General features: G+C 36.7%; 13 protein-coding genes. All 13 read right to left on the bottom strand.

The features are described 5' to 3' along the window. Nucleotides 1-38: 38 nt before the first annotated feature. Entirely contained in the window at nucleotides 39-1,100 is a 1,062-nt protein-coding gene (locus tag BLS22_RS10300; RefSeq protein ID WP_090553672.1) for an ABC transporter ATP-binding protein, read from the bottom strand. A 12-nt stretch (nucleotides 1,101-1,112) separates the two neighbouring features. Continuing rightward, nucleotides 1,113-2,792 carry an ABC transporter permease gene (locus BLS22_RS10295; protein ID WP_090553671.1) on the bottom strand — a complete coding sequence of 560 codons (1,680 nt, stop codon included), beginning with the start codon at nucleotides 2,790-2,792 and terminating at the stop codon, nucleotides 1,113-1,115. A gap of 86 nt (nucleotides 2,793-2,878) precedes the next feature. Beyond that, nucleotides 2,879-3,973, bottom strand: a complete 1,095-nt coding sequence (locus tag BLS22_RS10290) for an extracellular solute-binding protein (protein WP_090553670.1) — start codon at nucleotides 3,971-3,973, stop codon at nucleotides 2,879-2,881. A gap of 210 nt (nucleotides 3,974-4,183) precedes the next feature. Next, nucleotides 4,184-5,365 (bottom strand): AI-2E family transporter, encoded by a 1,182-nt coding sequence (locus BLS22_RS10285; RefSeq protein ID WP_244269525.1) that lies wholly within the window; start codon nucleotides 5,363-5,365, stop codon nucleotides 4,184-4,186. Between the two features lie 141 nt (nucleotides 5,366-5,506). Continuing rightward, nucleotides 5,507-6,220, bottom strand: coding sequence for a DUF421 domain-containing protein (locus BLS22_RS10280; RefSeq protein ID WP_090553668.1), 714 nt, complete (start codon nucleotides 6,218-6,220; stop codon nucleotides 5,507-5,509). Nucleotides 6,221-6,283: 63 nt separating this feature from the next. Then, nucleotides 6,284-7,618: a glutathionylspermidine synthase family protein gene (locus BLS22_RS10275; RefSeq protein WP_090553667.1), complete on the bottom strand. Its 1,335-nt coding sequence runs from the start codon at nucleotides 7,616-7,618 to the stop codon at nucleotides 6,284-6,286. Further along, the gene (locus BLS22_RS10270) at nucleotides 7,602-8,921 is read right to left on the bottom strand and encodes a glutamate--cysteine ligase (RefSeq protein ID WP_090553666.1); all 1,320 of its coding nucleotides are present in this window, start codon (nucleotides 8,919-8,921) and stop codon (nucleotides 7,602-7,604) included. The genes BLS22_RS10275 and BLS22_RS10270 overlap by 17 nt, the downstream gene beginning before the upstream one ends. A 131-nt stretch (nucleotides 8,922-9,052) precedes the next feature. Next, complete coding sequence (locus BLS22_RS10265) at nucleotides 9,053-9,511, bottom strand: DMT family transporter (RefSeq protein ID WP_090553665.1); 459 nt, start codon at nucleotides 9,509-9,511, stop codon at nucleotides 9,053-9,055. Between the two features lie 10 nt (nucleotides 9,512-9,521). Next, a complete protein-coding gene (locus BLS22_RS10260) occupies nucleotides 9,522-9,947 on the bottom strand; it encodes a DMT family transporter (protein ID WP_090553664.1) in 426 nt (141 codons plus the stop codon). A 14-nt stretch (nucleotides 9,948-9,961) separates the two neighbouring features. After that, nucleotides 9,962-11,263 carry a hypothetical protein gene (locus BLS22_RS10255; protein WP_090553663.1) on the bottom strand — a complete coding sequence of 434 codons (1,302 nt, stop codon included), beginning with the start codon at nucleotides 11,261-11,263 and terminating at the stop codon, nucleotides 9,962-9,964. A gap of 291 nt (nucleotides 11,264-11,554) precedes the next feature. After that, complete coding sequence (gene thrB / locus BLS22_RS10250; protein ID WP_090553662.1) at nucleotides 11,555-12,448, bottom strand: homoserine kinase; 894 nt, start codon at nucleotides 12,446-12,448, stop codon at nucleotides 11,555-11,557. Next, a complete protein-coding gene (thrC, locus tag BLS22_RS10245) occupies nucleotides 12,441-13,511 on the bottom strand; it encodes a threonine synthase (RefSeq protein WP_090553661.1) in 1,071 nt (356 codons plus the stop codon). The genes thrB and thrC overlap by 8 nt, the downstream gene beginning before the upstream one ends. A gap of 2 nt (nucleotides 13,512-13,513) precedes the next feature. Further along, the gene (locus tag BLS22_RS10240; RefSeq protein WP_090553660.1) at nucleotides 13,514-14,815 is read right to left on the bottom strand and encodes a homoserine dehydrogenase; all 1,302 of its coding nucleotides are present in this window, start codon (nucleotides 14,813-14,815) and stop codon (nucleotides 13,514-13,516) included. Between the last annotated feature and the right edge of the window lie 13 nt (nucleotides 14,816-14,828).

Raw genomic sequence — 14,828 nt, 5'->3', positions numbered from 1 at the left:
CACCGATAGAAAGAAACATACAAAAAAATCTTCTCCTGCTACTCTTCACTTTTTACAACAGCTACAAAATTAGGAAGAATCTTGAAGCTAATGGTGTCTCCCACCCTTATATCCTCGTCAGGATGAATATGAACCAATAAGCTTTGTTCCTCTCCCGAGGATGCCTCGATCCCTATTACTGCATCAATGACTTCTCCAGTGTAGGTAAACTCCTTAACTCTCCCTCTTATATGACCTTTTGTATCCATTTCTAAACTATCAGGACGAATGGAGATACATACCTCCTCCCCTGCACACATACAATGGGTATGGTTACAGGGTACTGTGCCTAGTGCAGTTGTTATAACAGAAGTACCGTCCTGACTGATTTGCCCCTTTAATATATTAGACTGGCCTACAAAACCAGCAACAAATCTGTTTTGGGGGTATTGATAAATCTCCCTCGGACTACCGATTTGCTGTACCACACCCTCCTTCATCACCACAATTTTATCTGAAATCGCTAAAGCATCTTTTTGATCGTGGCTGACAAAGATGGCAGTGGCTCCCGCTTCTTTTATAATTCGTTTTACCTCTACCCTCATGGTCACCCTTAAATCGGCATCTAGATTACTGAAGGGTTCATCCAATAGTACCACAACTGGCCTCCGGGTTAATGCCCTGGCCAAGGCAACTCTTTGCTGTTGTCCACCTGATAATTCATAGGGATACCGCTTTTCATACCCTTTTAAGTTAACTAATTCCAGGACTTCCATTACTCTAGCCCTTCGATCTTTTGCCTTATAGCCAAATCCCACATTATCAAAAACATTAAGATGGGGAAACAGTGCATAGTCTTGGAAAACCATTCCTATCCCCCGTTTTTCTGGTGGTATCCATGTGTTTTCATCACTGACGACTTTGCCAGCAAGAGCTATGCTTCCAGCATTTGCCCTTTCAAATCCTGCTAGTAGACGAAGGGTTGTTGATTTCCCACATCCACTGGGTCCAAGCAATGTAACAATCGACCCTTTTTCTACATTTAAAGAAAGGTTTTTTACAGCAGGTTCATCGGTTCCAAGATAAGTCTTTGTAATTCTTTTTAATTCTATATCATACATTCTAGTCACCCCCTAATATTTTTTTAGCATATACTGCAATGGAGTAATAGAGACTATAATAATTAATAATGCCGCTGGAGCCGCCAGATGATAAATTGCCTCCGAAGCTTCAAAATAAACACGAACTGCCAAAGTATCAAAACCTGGTGGTCGCAACATCAGTGTAGCTGGAAGCTCTTTAATAGAACTAACAAAAACCAGTGCTCCCCCTGCCAATACTCCAGGCAACATATTAGGAAGAATCACCTTAAGCATTACCTTCCATGGAGGATACCCAAGACTTCGGGCCGCCTCATCAATTCTTGGAGACAAGAGACTGAGGGATGCTTCTCCTGCCTGCATAGCTTGCGGTAAAAATCGAACAACAAATGCTAATGCAACAATATAAAAGGTTCCATAAAGTATGGGTAGGTGGTTGTTAAATATAAAAACAAAGCCTAAAGCAACAATAACTCCGGGAAGAGCATATCCCCCATAACTCAATCTATCAATAAAGCTCGTAATCACAGATGGATACCGAGCTTTTAAATAAATAATAGGCATAGCAAATAACATACATATTAATGCGGCAAAACCTGAAACCTTCAAACTATTAAATACAAAGCCAAAGAAACGGTCATCAAGAGCCCCCATACTAATTCCAATTTTAGACCAATAGATAAGAACACTAATTGGTAGTAGCACAGATACAAAGAATATTAAACTGACATAAAGAAATACAAGGAACCTCCACTTACCTAATTTTAAAGTCAATGGTTTTCTATAGGTATTGGATGTTTGATAATATCTGCTTTTCTTTCGGGTTTTTGATTCAATCCATAGTATAATGATGGTTAAAAAAATAAGCACTAAACTCAATACAGCTGCAGAAGCTGTGTCAAAGCCGGCTCTTTGGAAATAAATAGCCGCTGTAAATGTTACATATCGCAGCATAGCAATGGTACCAAAATCTCCAAGTACATAAAGAGATACAAGAACAGCTCCTGCTCCAATTGCTGGACGTAGAAGTGGTAGATTTACCTTCCAAAAGACTTCAGAAGTACTCATCCCTTGAGAGTAGGCAGCATCTTCATAATTTCGATTGGTTTTTTGAAGAGAAGCGCTGACAATTAAATATACATACGGATAGGTAAACATGGTTAAGACAAAGAATACCCCTTCAAATGAATAAATATTGATAGCGTAATCCCCCAAGGTATTTACTAACCAAGGGGTTCCTTGCCATAGATCACGGGCCCATCCACTGTGGCCAAAGACGATAATATAGGCCATCGCTCCCACATAGGGAGGTATTGTTAGTGGCATAGCTAATAACCATCTCCATGTTTTCTTTCCCGGTATATCTGTTCGTATAACAATCCATGCTAAGGAAACACCAATTATTATCGTGCTTGCAGTGACGGCAGCTGTTAGTGAAAGGGTGTTCCCTAGTAATTGTGGAATTCTCTGATCAAGAAGTCGGACCCATCGGTTTGTCCCAGCAAAGAGGGATCGCCATACCACATAAATAATTGGAATGGACATAATCACTGCTATACAGAGGCCACATAAAAGTAATACTGTTCCTGGAGGGTTACTTTGCCAAATATTTAACCATTTTCTTCTAAAAAAGCGGAGAAGGGTTGGAGAAAATTTTTTCCCAACCTTGTCATGATTATTTTTATTTAATTGTGTTATTTTCTTAATACTCATGATGTCATCTCCTATTATAATAAAATTTTATTTTCAGTGTATTACTAAGCCACCCTCTGAATTAAATCTCATTTTATTTTCTTTAACTATTTTAAGTCTAAATCTAATCCAGATGATTCAATAAGGGCTTTTGTGTCTTCAAAGTAATTACCAAGCTCTTTAATAGGCATATCTTGAGCTTTTAAATCACTAAAATCTACAATATACGGTTCTACTTCAGGTGGATAAACAGCCCCATATTGTGAGTTAATTAGAAGCTCCAGTGATTCTCCCACAAAGGCTACTTGATTTTCAGGCAATAATAACCACTCAAGGAAAGCAATTGCATTGGCTTCATTAGGTCCACCTTTAACAAGACCTACCCCCGCTGCATTAGCAACAACTCCCATTTGATCTTCTTCTTGATCAAGATAAATAAAGCCTACATTATTATTTTCAGGTTCTAGTAATTGTTGATGGAAATAGTAGTTGTTTACTAGTCCAAAGGAATGCTCCCCAGCACCTACAGCCCTACGAATATCACCATGTCCTTCGTAAATACCTGCTGCATTTTCCCTAATTGCAGAAATCCACTCTGCTGTTTTCCCATCTCCCCACTCATAACGAAGGGCTGAAACATGTCCAATCATACCACTATTACCACCACGGGTAATGGCAAACCCATTCTCAACCTCTCTCCACTTTGGGTCAAATAAATCTTCAATACTTTTTGGCATTTCTTCTTCAGTCATCATATCTTTATTATAAATAAAGCCACGGGCTCTAGCTGAAATTGCAAAGTATGCATTGTCATCAGCCCTAAAGTCTGTAGGAATGGTTTCAATTCCTGTTGGATTTGATCCTTGTAATAGTCCTTCACCATCTAAATATCCTAAAGCACCAAGATCATTGGAAATAAATATATCAGCACGAACATTATTTTTTTCCTCAACAATTTGAAGTGGATTAGCTCCATGTAGTACTAATACTTCAATTCCTGTGTCTTCGGAAAATTTATCAAGTAGGGGTTGAACAAATTTTTCATTTCTATTTGAATAAACTACTAGCTGCCCTGATGCTTCTCCACTTATCGGATTTTCCTCTTCTCCAGTCGTTACTGGTTGTTGACTACTGCATCCGATCGCTATGAGAGCCAAAATTCCTATCATGATGAAAGCTAAAACTTTTTTCTTTTTAAACATTTAAATTCTTCCTCCTCTTTGGTCTGTAATAATAACGATTCCCAGATGATATGTATTATCACCGCAATTCTGATTATATACTAGTTGATAATAGTTTTCAATAACTATTTTATTTTTGTGATAAAAATCACCGAATACTTGTTTAACATAAAAAAACCGAGGCTCAGAGACTGTTAAGTTCTGACCTCGGTTTTATAACATGATCTTCAATTATACTTGATTCTTTTCTAGCTTCTCCATGGTTTTTCTTTCCAGTTGTCGATCAATGAACCGCATTACTAGAAGTCTTACGATAGCAAAGATAGGAACGCCTAGAAACATTCCCAGGACACCTGCCAGCTTGCCTCCCACCACAATGGCAAATATAATCCAAAATGGTCTTAATCCCACACTATTTCCTAAAATCTTAGGACCTAAAATCAAGCCGTCAAACTGTTGTAATCCTAAAATAAAGAGAATTACCCATAGTGCTTTTACAGGACTATCAAAGAAGGTAATGATGGCCACTGGCACCGCACCAATGAAGGGACCAAAGTAAGGGATCATATTGGTAACACCTATAATTGTGCTCAGTAACAAGCCATATCGAATGTTCATGATCTTTAAACCTATTAAGCATAAAACCCCTATAATAAAGGAGTCTAAAGACTTTCCTATAATAAATTTGCCAAAGAGGTCATCGGCTTCCCGGCCGAAATCCTTAATCCTATCAACGGTTTCATCCTTCATCATAGCTCTTAGAAACTTTTCTCCCCCTACTTTAAAGCCCTCTTTATCCGAAAGCATATAGAAGGAAATAATCAAAGCCAGTAGGAAGTTTAAAACTCCTGATGTAATGGTCATAACACTGACAAAAATATTGTTTAAAATATACTCCAATACTTGACTGGTTTTATCAAAAATTTCTTTGCTATTTTTTTCTATATGCTCTGCAAAATCATATAAATTTTCTACCCCTATTTCTTTTTCCCAATTACTTAGCCATTGCCTAGTTATTCTATCATATTCAGGGACTCTTCGTAGTATTTCTCGAATATTATTGTTAATTTGAGGTGCTACAAATACAATTAGCATAGTAATAAAGCTAATAAGAATAATATAGACCGTCAAAATACTGATAAGTCTATGGAGGGTCTTTCTTTCAGAAATATAAACAACTCTACTATAGAGTTTTTTTTCAAACCACCTTACTCCAGGATTTAAAAGGTATGCAATAAAGGCGCCTATAATGAAGGGGCTTAACATTCTTCTAACCCAAAGAAATCCATCAGAAATACTGTCTAGTAATGATGCTATATTATCTAGGATTTGATAAAATATAACGGATAATATAATTGCAAAACTGCCATATAAAGCATATTTTAAATATTGCTTATCCCATTGGATTTTCACATTATTCACCCCCATTTAGTATTTACCTCTGTATTTATTATACATGATTCCCTAATAACCTGCCATCATTATTCGTAAAATTTAGTCGAATATTGGCTGGGAAATAAATTCCACCAATATGCAGAAAAAAACTATGTAGATTTAATGGCCAATATGGGTTGGAGGTTGCTGCAAATTATAAGGAGAAATAGATAAACCTTCTTTATTGGTATAGGTGGCAAGAAAAATATCCGATAGGTTTTTATAGCCCTGCTGTTTTACCAGGTTTATAATATTTTCTTCTGTTTCATTGATATTTAATAGGCTTTTTTTGTCTAGCTTTCCCTCTAAAATAACAACCGTTGGAAGTTCCTCATCTTCAGTAGTCATTCCCATATCCTTCGGTGTTAAAGGTTTGGTGTCGGTTTTTTTTAACACAGTTAATTTCCCATTTGACTCTATAATAGCATATTGTACTTCTTGAAAATGAAAAATATCCTTTTCCCTAAGCATCATCAGTACTTCATCAATAGAATATTTAATATCCTTTATATTTTTTACAATAAACCTACCATTTTCCATAATTAGAGTGGGTTCAAAGGTAATAAATCTTCCCACTTTTCTACTTTTCAAAACCAACCTACTGACAAGATTTTGTACAATACCTAGAAAAATAACGGCGAAGATGGTGGGTCCATGATGTATATTAGGATCTGCAATATCTGCTCCTACCACTGAGCCCATTGTAATAATGATTAAAAAATCAAAAACTGGAAGCTCTCCAATGGATCTTTTTCCCATAATATATACTGTAATCACCAATAACAATGGTAAAATTGTAACCATTCTTCCAAGTACCAAAATATAATCCTTCATATCCTCTTTAAATCCCTCCTTACCTACTAGTATTGACCCAATAAAAAAACTCTAACCTAATGTCTAGAGTTTTTCTTCTACGATAAAGTTGGGGACAGTAAAGCATTCTACAACACTTCCGATAATATTGCATCTACCTGTGCGGGTATAAATCCCCTGCAGCTTTTGGTTGTACATAAATAATCCTATAATATAGTTGTTTTCCACAAAATCCACGTCATTCTCAGCAAACATAGCCATTGGTAATTTAGGCACACGACAAAATTGCTGTAATAGATAATTTTTTTGGGCCTGGCTATCAATAATATTCTTCCACTCCTTAGCAGTGAAATCCCTGCCGATATAAACACCATAGGAAGCATACTTGTCCATAGGCTTTAATACCAGTTGGTCCTTATTTTTAATGGTGAAATCCACCAACTCTTCATTATTGGTATCAAAGATGGTGGTATAGGGAATATGCTTTTCTACAAATCGTCTTTCCTCCTCTGTAAGGAAGGGGGTTTTCATAGAATCATGCAAAATGCTAAAGATATTTTTATTATGAATAATTTGAGAGCGTATAGGTCCAACTACACATACAGCCCCCTCCATATAGGCATCGATAAAGTCCTTTACTTCTTTATTATTATCAATAATTTCCCATGTTACTGCCCTTCGATAAATGCAATCTATTTGAAATTCCTCATAGTATAGTTTACCTTTCCTATAGGTTAAATCCCTAATATCAGCAACAACAGTAGGGCATCCCCTTTCTTCAAATACCTTTTGAAATTCTATAAATTCAGAAGGAACTTCTGAAGAAAACCAGTCAACAATAGCCACCTTAGGTTTTTCTTGGGACCCACTAAATTCCTGATAATTTTTAAGAAGGGCATCTACCCATGTGTAGAAAACTTCAAAGATTGTGAAACGATAATCTTTTTCTAGCTCTTTAATGGCTAAGGAATGTTGAAAAATATTTTGTAGTTCTCTAGCCTCCACCATTCCTGAGGACCCATCAGCATTTAGTTCGCAAAACTGAAAGTCACCGTCATCATGATAAAAAATATCAAACCTTCCCATAGGAGCAGGAATACTGTATCCTGGATCCTTAACAATCAGCTCTTCCAATAGTTGTGAAAAACCAAAATGTTTTCGAAATTCCTCATCCTGTAAATATCTATCAATTACCTTACGTAAAATACCCATCAACTGTTCCGTTAAATGTTCAAATTTTTTAAAGTCATCAACACTTAAAAACATGGGGTGATATAAAAACTCAATAGGCTTACCTTTATACTGGGCAGGTGACTTCTCCACTGTCTTTAAAACCCTCTTATATTCCTCTAGATAAGCTTCTTTGTTTTTTAATACGTTTCCACGATATTGGAGAAATATTCTATTTTTTAGAGTCACTATCTATTCCCCTCCCATATTTATTGAGGGAGCACCACCCTAAGGCTTCATCTCCCACAGATGCTATCCTAGCCTTCAACACCTGAGCTGGATTTGCATGTTTTAAGGCCAAGGCTTCTAAACCTTCTAAATATTTTCTCTCCTCCTGATCCAAACCCTTTCTGGCCAAATCAAATAAAATAGGAATGAAATCTCCCGCGGTTTTACACTTAAAGCTACCTTCAAATCCCTTTTTTCCTATATTTTCTTTAGCACGATAAACCTTTTCTTCCTCTGTTCCCTTTGCCATTTCATAAAGATAGGCTAGTGCTACATCATTATAAAAAATACCTTTAATTAAAGCAACATAGGCCATGCTTAAGGGATAGGGAAGTGTGTCCCCCATTCGAATTTCAATGTATTGTCTTGCCCTTACATCAGGAAAAACCATAGATAAAATATGATCTATTTCTTCATCGGTGGCCCTATAAAAGTCTATAAGCTCCTTAGTCTTTTTGTTATGTGTAGTAATTACTTCTCCATTTTTTATAATAAAAATAGGTGGTGTGTTTAATATATATTGGGCATAGGCTTTATAACCAAAGTCCTCTTGTAACGCCCCTGGTACAATACCACTTCGATCTTTGTCCATATTTTCCCATATAGTGCTTCGGACACTGTTGTCTTGATACACTTTTCCTTCAAAAATAGGGGCATTGTCGGTAATTAAGTGAAATAAAGGAGAAAGGAAATTAGCTACCCTAAACTTCTTCATAAAATCCTCTTGGTTTTCATAGTCAATAACCACCTGTAGAGATGCTGTACCCTTCATCATATTGTGGGCATATTTTCCTTTTGTAATAAGGTAGTCGGCCATATGTTTATAGCGTCCTTTTGGATTAAATGGTATATCCTTAATAGAGGTTTTAGGATGATAGCCTATTGCCATTAAAAGCTGATTCTCCTTCTCAAGAATAGGGATGATTTTTTTTAAAAAAGCTAGATAAATATCTTCTACTTCTTTAATCGTACTACAGGGCCTTATGCTAATCTCCAGTTGACCTCCAGGCTCTAAAGTAATAACTTCATCTTTTCCCTCCAGCCCTATAACATAGTCTCCTTCATAGTTGGGTTTATAACCCTGTGGGATAAGGTTTTTCAAAATGCTTTCGATACCCTTCTCCTCATAATAGGTAATCGACTGAAAATCCTCTTTTCTTACGACGATATGCTCCAGTTCTACACCTATTTTGAAATCCCTTTTGGGTTTTTCTCCTCCCTTTATAAATTCAATAATTCTATTTGCCTGCTGATCTTGATCCATTGTTTATTCACCTCAATCTCGTTGTAAAGCTCTTTATAATAATTACCCCATTGTTAGTCTCCTACACAAGTTTTTTTAACTTTATAAATCTTTTTTGCAATGTATTGCTAAGACGTTACCTTAATTAGATGTCATTCTATACTTCTACTTCCCTCTCTATTATCAATATAAATATTAAAAACCAAGCCGCTTATAATTAAGAGAAATCCCAATAGTTTATTTGTATAAAGTGGAATAGTGTTGAGGGTATCGATCACTGTTCCCATCACAAACTGTCCAGTAAATATTAATAATACCGTATAGACTACAGGAATTTTAGGTATGATAATATTACTCATAATTACTATGGCCACCGTCAGTATGCCTCCAAAAAAACTCCATAGGGGTGCCTCCCCCATCCCCTGCACTTCCCCACCTAAATCTGCATAAAATATCATTGTTAATAGAAGGGCTGTCATCATAGCCAAAGAATTATTGATAAAGGCAGATTTATAAATCCCTATCTTCTTGGCAATTTGTGCATTTAACACAGAAGAAATCACGATAAGTCCCCCTGCAGTAAAAGCTGCTAAAGCAAATAGTAATCCCATTTTCCTCCTCCTATGTCCACATTATTACAAGTACACCTGCGGCGACAAGGAAAATCCCTGGTAATTTCCTTTTGTTAAAGGGAATCTTCTCCATCTGCAATAGACCGAAGCTATCCACTAGAATGGACATCATAATTTGTCCAAAAAATACTAATGCCGCTGTTATGGATACCCCTAACCCCTTGAAGCTAAAGTTATTTAATATAATAATAATTGCCCCCAAGATACCTCCTAAATAATAATAAAAAGGGTATTGTATCCTTCTATCGCCTCCTGCCTTCATGAATAAAATCAAAATACCTCCTCCTAAAGTGGCAAGGAGATGAACGATAAAACAGCTAAAATAAACGTTTGTATAATTTCCAAGGGTGCCATTCATATGGATCATTATTGCAATTAAAGCTCCTGTAGCCACCGACATAAAACTAGTCTTCATTGTTTCCTCCTTTTCTATCGTTTTAAAGTATATATTTCCATCTCATTATTGATAATAATAAAGGTCATGGTGGTAATGTCAAAGTAAACTTCCTTAATTTTCCAAGGTAGGGTGGCGATTTTTTCCTCATTCCCCTCCGGATTTACCATCATTAAATTCCCTCCATCTACCAAATATCCTTCTGTTGCATGGGATATAACAAACATATCTTGACTATTTAAAATTACAGGATTCTCATACTTTTTTCTATCTTCTCCATATACAGCTATAAGCTCCAGGACATCTCGTTTTCCCAAGCTACTACCATAAAGGTAATTGTCAAATAGAATTTCATAATAGTTATAGAAAACCTCCTCTACTTCTACCCCCTCTCCACTATGGATATCATAGACAAAAACCTTTTCATAATTCATTTTTTCCAGCTCCCCATAGGTGAATTTTATGATTTCCCCTATGGACATACCTAATGTCGATCCATCCTTACTCCACTGAATACTATCAATAGGATCAATTAATCCCTTAGGATTTTCATAGATTTTTTTTGTTTTCTTCTCTTCTACAATAAAGAGTAGAAGTTCTTTTCCTATGTAGGTCTCCCAACCGCCAATCACTATTTTTTCTCCTTTATCTGGCATTTTGATAAACACAAGATATTTATCATCAGGGGACCACTTTGTTATGGTAGCATCCACAGTGCTGTAGAGTCGTCCTCTGTTATCATATATTTCTTGATTATGATAGATAAAATAATTTTCCTTTCTGCTCCACTGGGTTGTAAAGGAAAAGGTTCTAAAGGCTTCTTTTGAAATGCCTTCTTTTATTAAAATGGGCTTTGCCTCTTGAAAATAATATAAATATAGATCCGCGTCTTCTTCGGGTCCCTTGGTATAGAGGATAGCATTCTGCTGAGGTGATATTAGTAGATTAGGTCGATGGGTGCCTCTAATCCCTTCATCTATTTTCTTTTCCTCATTCCCTATCCTATAGAAAAGCTGCCCCTCTAAGTCAATATATACAGCATTGCCTTCATCAAAGGGAATGTATAAATCATAGTTTGCAGCATCATGATGCTTTCTGGTAATTTCATGGGTTGTTACGTCAAGGCTATAAAAGTACCAATCCCTATCCTTTATACCTGTAAAATAGAATTTCCCATCCTCCACCTTATAGCCATTTACTGTAGAGAATCCCTCTATTTCCTCTACCCTTAAAAGATTTTGATTGTTTTCTTGTCCTTCTTTATTTATAGTACATCCCACTATAATTCCAATTACTAGTAATAGAATAATTATTGAAAAATATATGTTTTTTACCAATTTTTCACCCTCTTTGCTTATTATTTGTTGATAGTTTTTCCTATATGTCCTTAAATTAATCGAAGGTGTTTACTTTATTACAAAGTTAGGTGATTTTATTGTAAAATAACATTGTAGTCGTTATTGAAAATAGCTGGTGGTTTCAGAGGAAGCTGCTGCTACTTCCCAAGAGCTACACAGATCCCCAGTGCTATAGCAAAACTAGCCAACCCATCAAGTGCTTCAAATGGATTGGCTAAAAAACTTAATGAAAATATCAACAATTTTACAATATAATTCTTTAAGAAGGGACTAGCTAATGCTAGTCCCTTTGTTATCACCTGCTAGCACTTGAAAAGTCCACTCTTCAGGTGCTTCCTTAATTATATGGTAAAACTTTTTTTCTTTTTCTGCTTCTTCACCCCATGTTAAATAGATAATGGAGGGGCCTGCTCCACTTAGAAACAACTGATTTAATCCTAAATCTTCTCCTCTAGTAAAAATATTTTCCAAGGAGTCCATTAATTTAATCCTATAGGGCTGATGAAGACGATCCTTCAAGGCGAAGCTTAGTTTCTCCAATTCCCCTGACATCAATGCCGCCACCAGCAATGAAGATTTGCCTACATTCATAACGGCATCTTGAAAAGCTATTGTTTCTGGTAAAACACCCCTAGATGCCTTTGTACTTAACTCCACTTCAGGAATTGCTACAATAAATTTCAAAGCTTCATGGACATCAAATCTTATGTAGGTGGTTTGACCTTCATCCTTGCAGGATACTACAACACCTCCTACTAAAGCAGGCGTTACATTATCTGGATGACCCTCTATCTCTACCGCCAATTCCAACATCTCTTCTGTAGAGAGGGGCTTGCCACATAATCCATTGGCTGCCATAACACCTCCTACTATACATGCAGCACTGCTTCCTAGTCCTCTAGCAATGGGGATTCTATTATACTGTTTGATTTTTATACCCTTTGGTTGATATCCTATTCGCTGAAAAGTCTTAAGCATACTTTGGTAAACTAGATTATTCTCATTTTTTTCTATCTTTTCTTCATCTCTGCCTTCTATATCAATAATAAGACCGTTATCTATTTCTTCAACTTCAATCTCGTTATATAGGGATAGGGCTATACCTAGACAATCAAAGCCCGGTCCAATATTAGCAGTGGTTGCAGGAACCTTTACTCTAATCATTTTGGTCACTTCCTAGACTTCTGTAAATCAAGGTTTTAATCTCCTCTGTTTTTACACCATAGGTTTTTATATGTTTCTCAGGAGATACTACCGAAGGATCCTTTAATCCATTACCTGTCAATACCGCCACAATATTTTTTCCCTTTTGTAAATAGCCTTCCTTGCTTAACTTCATAACTCCTGCAATGCTGGCAGCAGAGGCTGGCTCTACAAATATTCCTTCTCTAGATGCCAATAGTTTTTGAGCCTCTAATATTTCTATATCTGTTACCTTCTGAATTAAACCCTTTGATTCATCTCTAGCTGCTACTGCCTTGTCCCAGCTGGCAGGATTACCTATTCTAATAGCAGTGGCCACGGTTTCAGGTTCTTCAAATATTCTGTCTTCTACGATAGGTGCTGCTCCCTCTGCTTGAAACCCTAGCATGACTGGAAGTTTTTCAAGTTTACCAGCCTTGTGGTAGTCTTTGAATCCAGCCCAATATGCAGAAATGTTGCCAGCGTTTCCTACAGGAATAGATAGATAATCAATCTTTCCTTCCAGTTGATCACATACCTCGTAAGCTCCCGATCTTTGACCTAATAATCTATAGGGGTTGATGGAGTTTACTAGGGTAACCTTACCCTCCGCAGCTATTTCTCTTACAATTCTTAGAGCATCGTCAAAGTTCCCTTCTACAGGGATCACCTCTGCCCCATAGAGAATAGCTTGAGCTAATTTTCCCAATGCTATCTTATTATTGGGGATGAGAACATAACACTTTAACCCTGCCTTCGCTGCATAGGCTGCAGCTGAAGCAGATGTATTACCAGTAGAAGCGCAGATAATAGCCCTGCTTCCTTCTTGGACTGCCTTTGTTACCGCCATTGTCATTCCTCTATCTTTAAAGGAACCCGTGGTATTTAAGCCTTCATATTTTAAGTAAAGGTTGATTCCCCCCAGCATTTCTCCAATATTTTTTGCTGGAATAAGGGGGGTGTTTCCTTCATTGAGGGTGATAATTTTTTCTTCATCTTTTATATCAAAAAAATCCTTGTATTTTGCTATGATACCATTCCACATATTTATACCTCCTTTACTTTTTGGCCATTTTCTACTGGAATTAGATTGGCTAGCTCTACTACTTCTTCGATAGCAATAATTTTCTTTATAGCCTCCTGTACATTTCCTTCCTTAGCATAGTGAGTAAGGAATACTAGGGATACAGAGGGATCTCCTTCTCCTTTTTGTATAACAGAGGATAAACTTACGTTGCTTTCTCCAAACAGACTAGCGATTTTACCTAGTACTCCTGGTTTATCCTTAACAATTAATCTTACATAGTACTCAGCTTCCGTTTCACTAATGGGCTTCACTATTTTCTCTACAGAATAATTATCAAGAACCTCAACTGCTACATTGCCCTGTGCCTTTAAAATTGCCATCATATCTCCTACTACAGCACTACCAGTAGGTAAATCTCCAGCTCCACGACCATAAAACATTAACTCTCCTACCGCATTTCCTTTTACAAATACAGCATTGAAGGAATCATTAACAGAGGCCAAAGGATGGTACTTAGGGACAAAGGTGGGGTGAACCCTTAGCTCTATGACCCCTTCCTTTTCCTTACCTATAGCTAAAAGCTTTATAACATAACCTAACTCCTTTGCATATTCAATATCAATAGGTGTTATTTTAGAAATACCTTCCCTATGAACCTCATGGAATTTAGTGGAGATACCAAAGGCTAAAGACGATAGTATCGTCAGTTTATGGGCAGCATCAAAGCCCTCAACATCTGCCGTAGGATCTGCCTCTGCATAACCCTTATCCTGAGCTTCCTTTAATACAGTAGGAAAATCCACCTTCTCCTGAGTCATTTTTGTTAAAATATAATTGGTGGTACCGTTGAGAATACCCTTAACTTCCTGAATTTTATTACCACCTAAGCTCTCCTTCATAGCATGAATGATAGGGATTCCTCCCCCTACACTGGCTTCATAGTAGACCTTTACTCCTTCTTCTCTTGCTGTCTTCATAATTTCTTCACCATGGTTAGCAAGAAGAGCTTTGTTGGCTGTCACAATATGCTTTCCTTCTTTAATGGATCTCAGTATGTACTCCTTAGCTGGTTCTATCCCCCCCATTACCTCCACAACCATTTCAATTTCTTTATTGTTTAAAATGTCTTCTATATTGGAAGTAAACAGATGTTGAGGAATATCTGTATTTCGTTTCTTTGTTACATCCTTTACTAAAATTTTTTCTACTTCTATTTCATAGCCACAGTTTTTTAAAATTTCCTCTCTATTTGTGTGTAGTATTTCCCATACACCACCACCCACGGTTCCAATTCCTAATAATGCTACTTTTACCTTTTTCATTTGGCCTTTCCCC

Origin of the sequence: Natronincola ferrireducens (genome assembly GCF_900100845.1) — a bacterium.
GTDB lineage: Bacteria > Bacillota > Clostridia > Peptostreptococcales > Natronincolaceae > Natronincola_B > Natronincola_B ferrireducens.
This window is presented reverse-complemented; position numbering and strand designations above follow the sequence as displayed.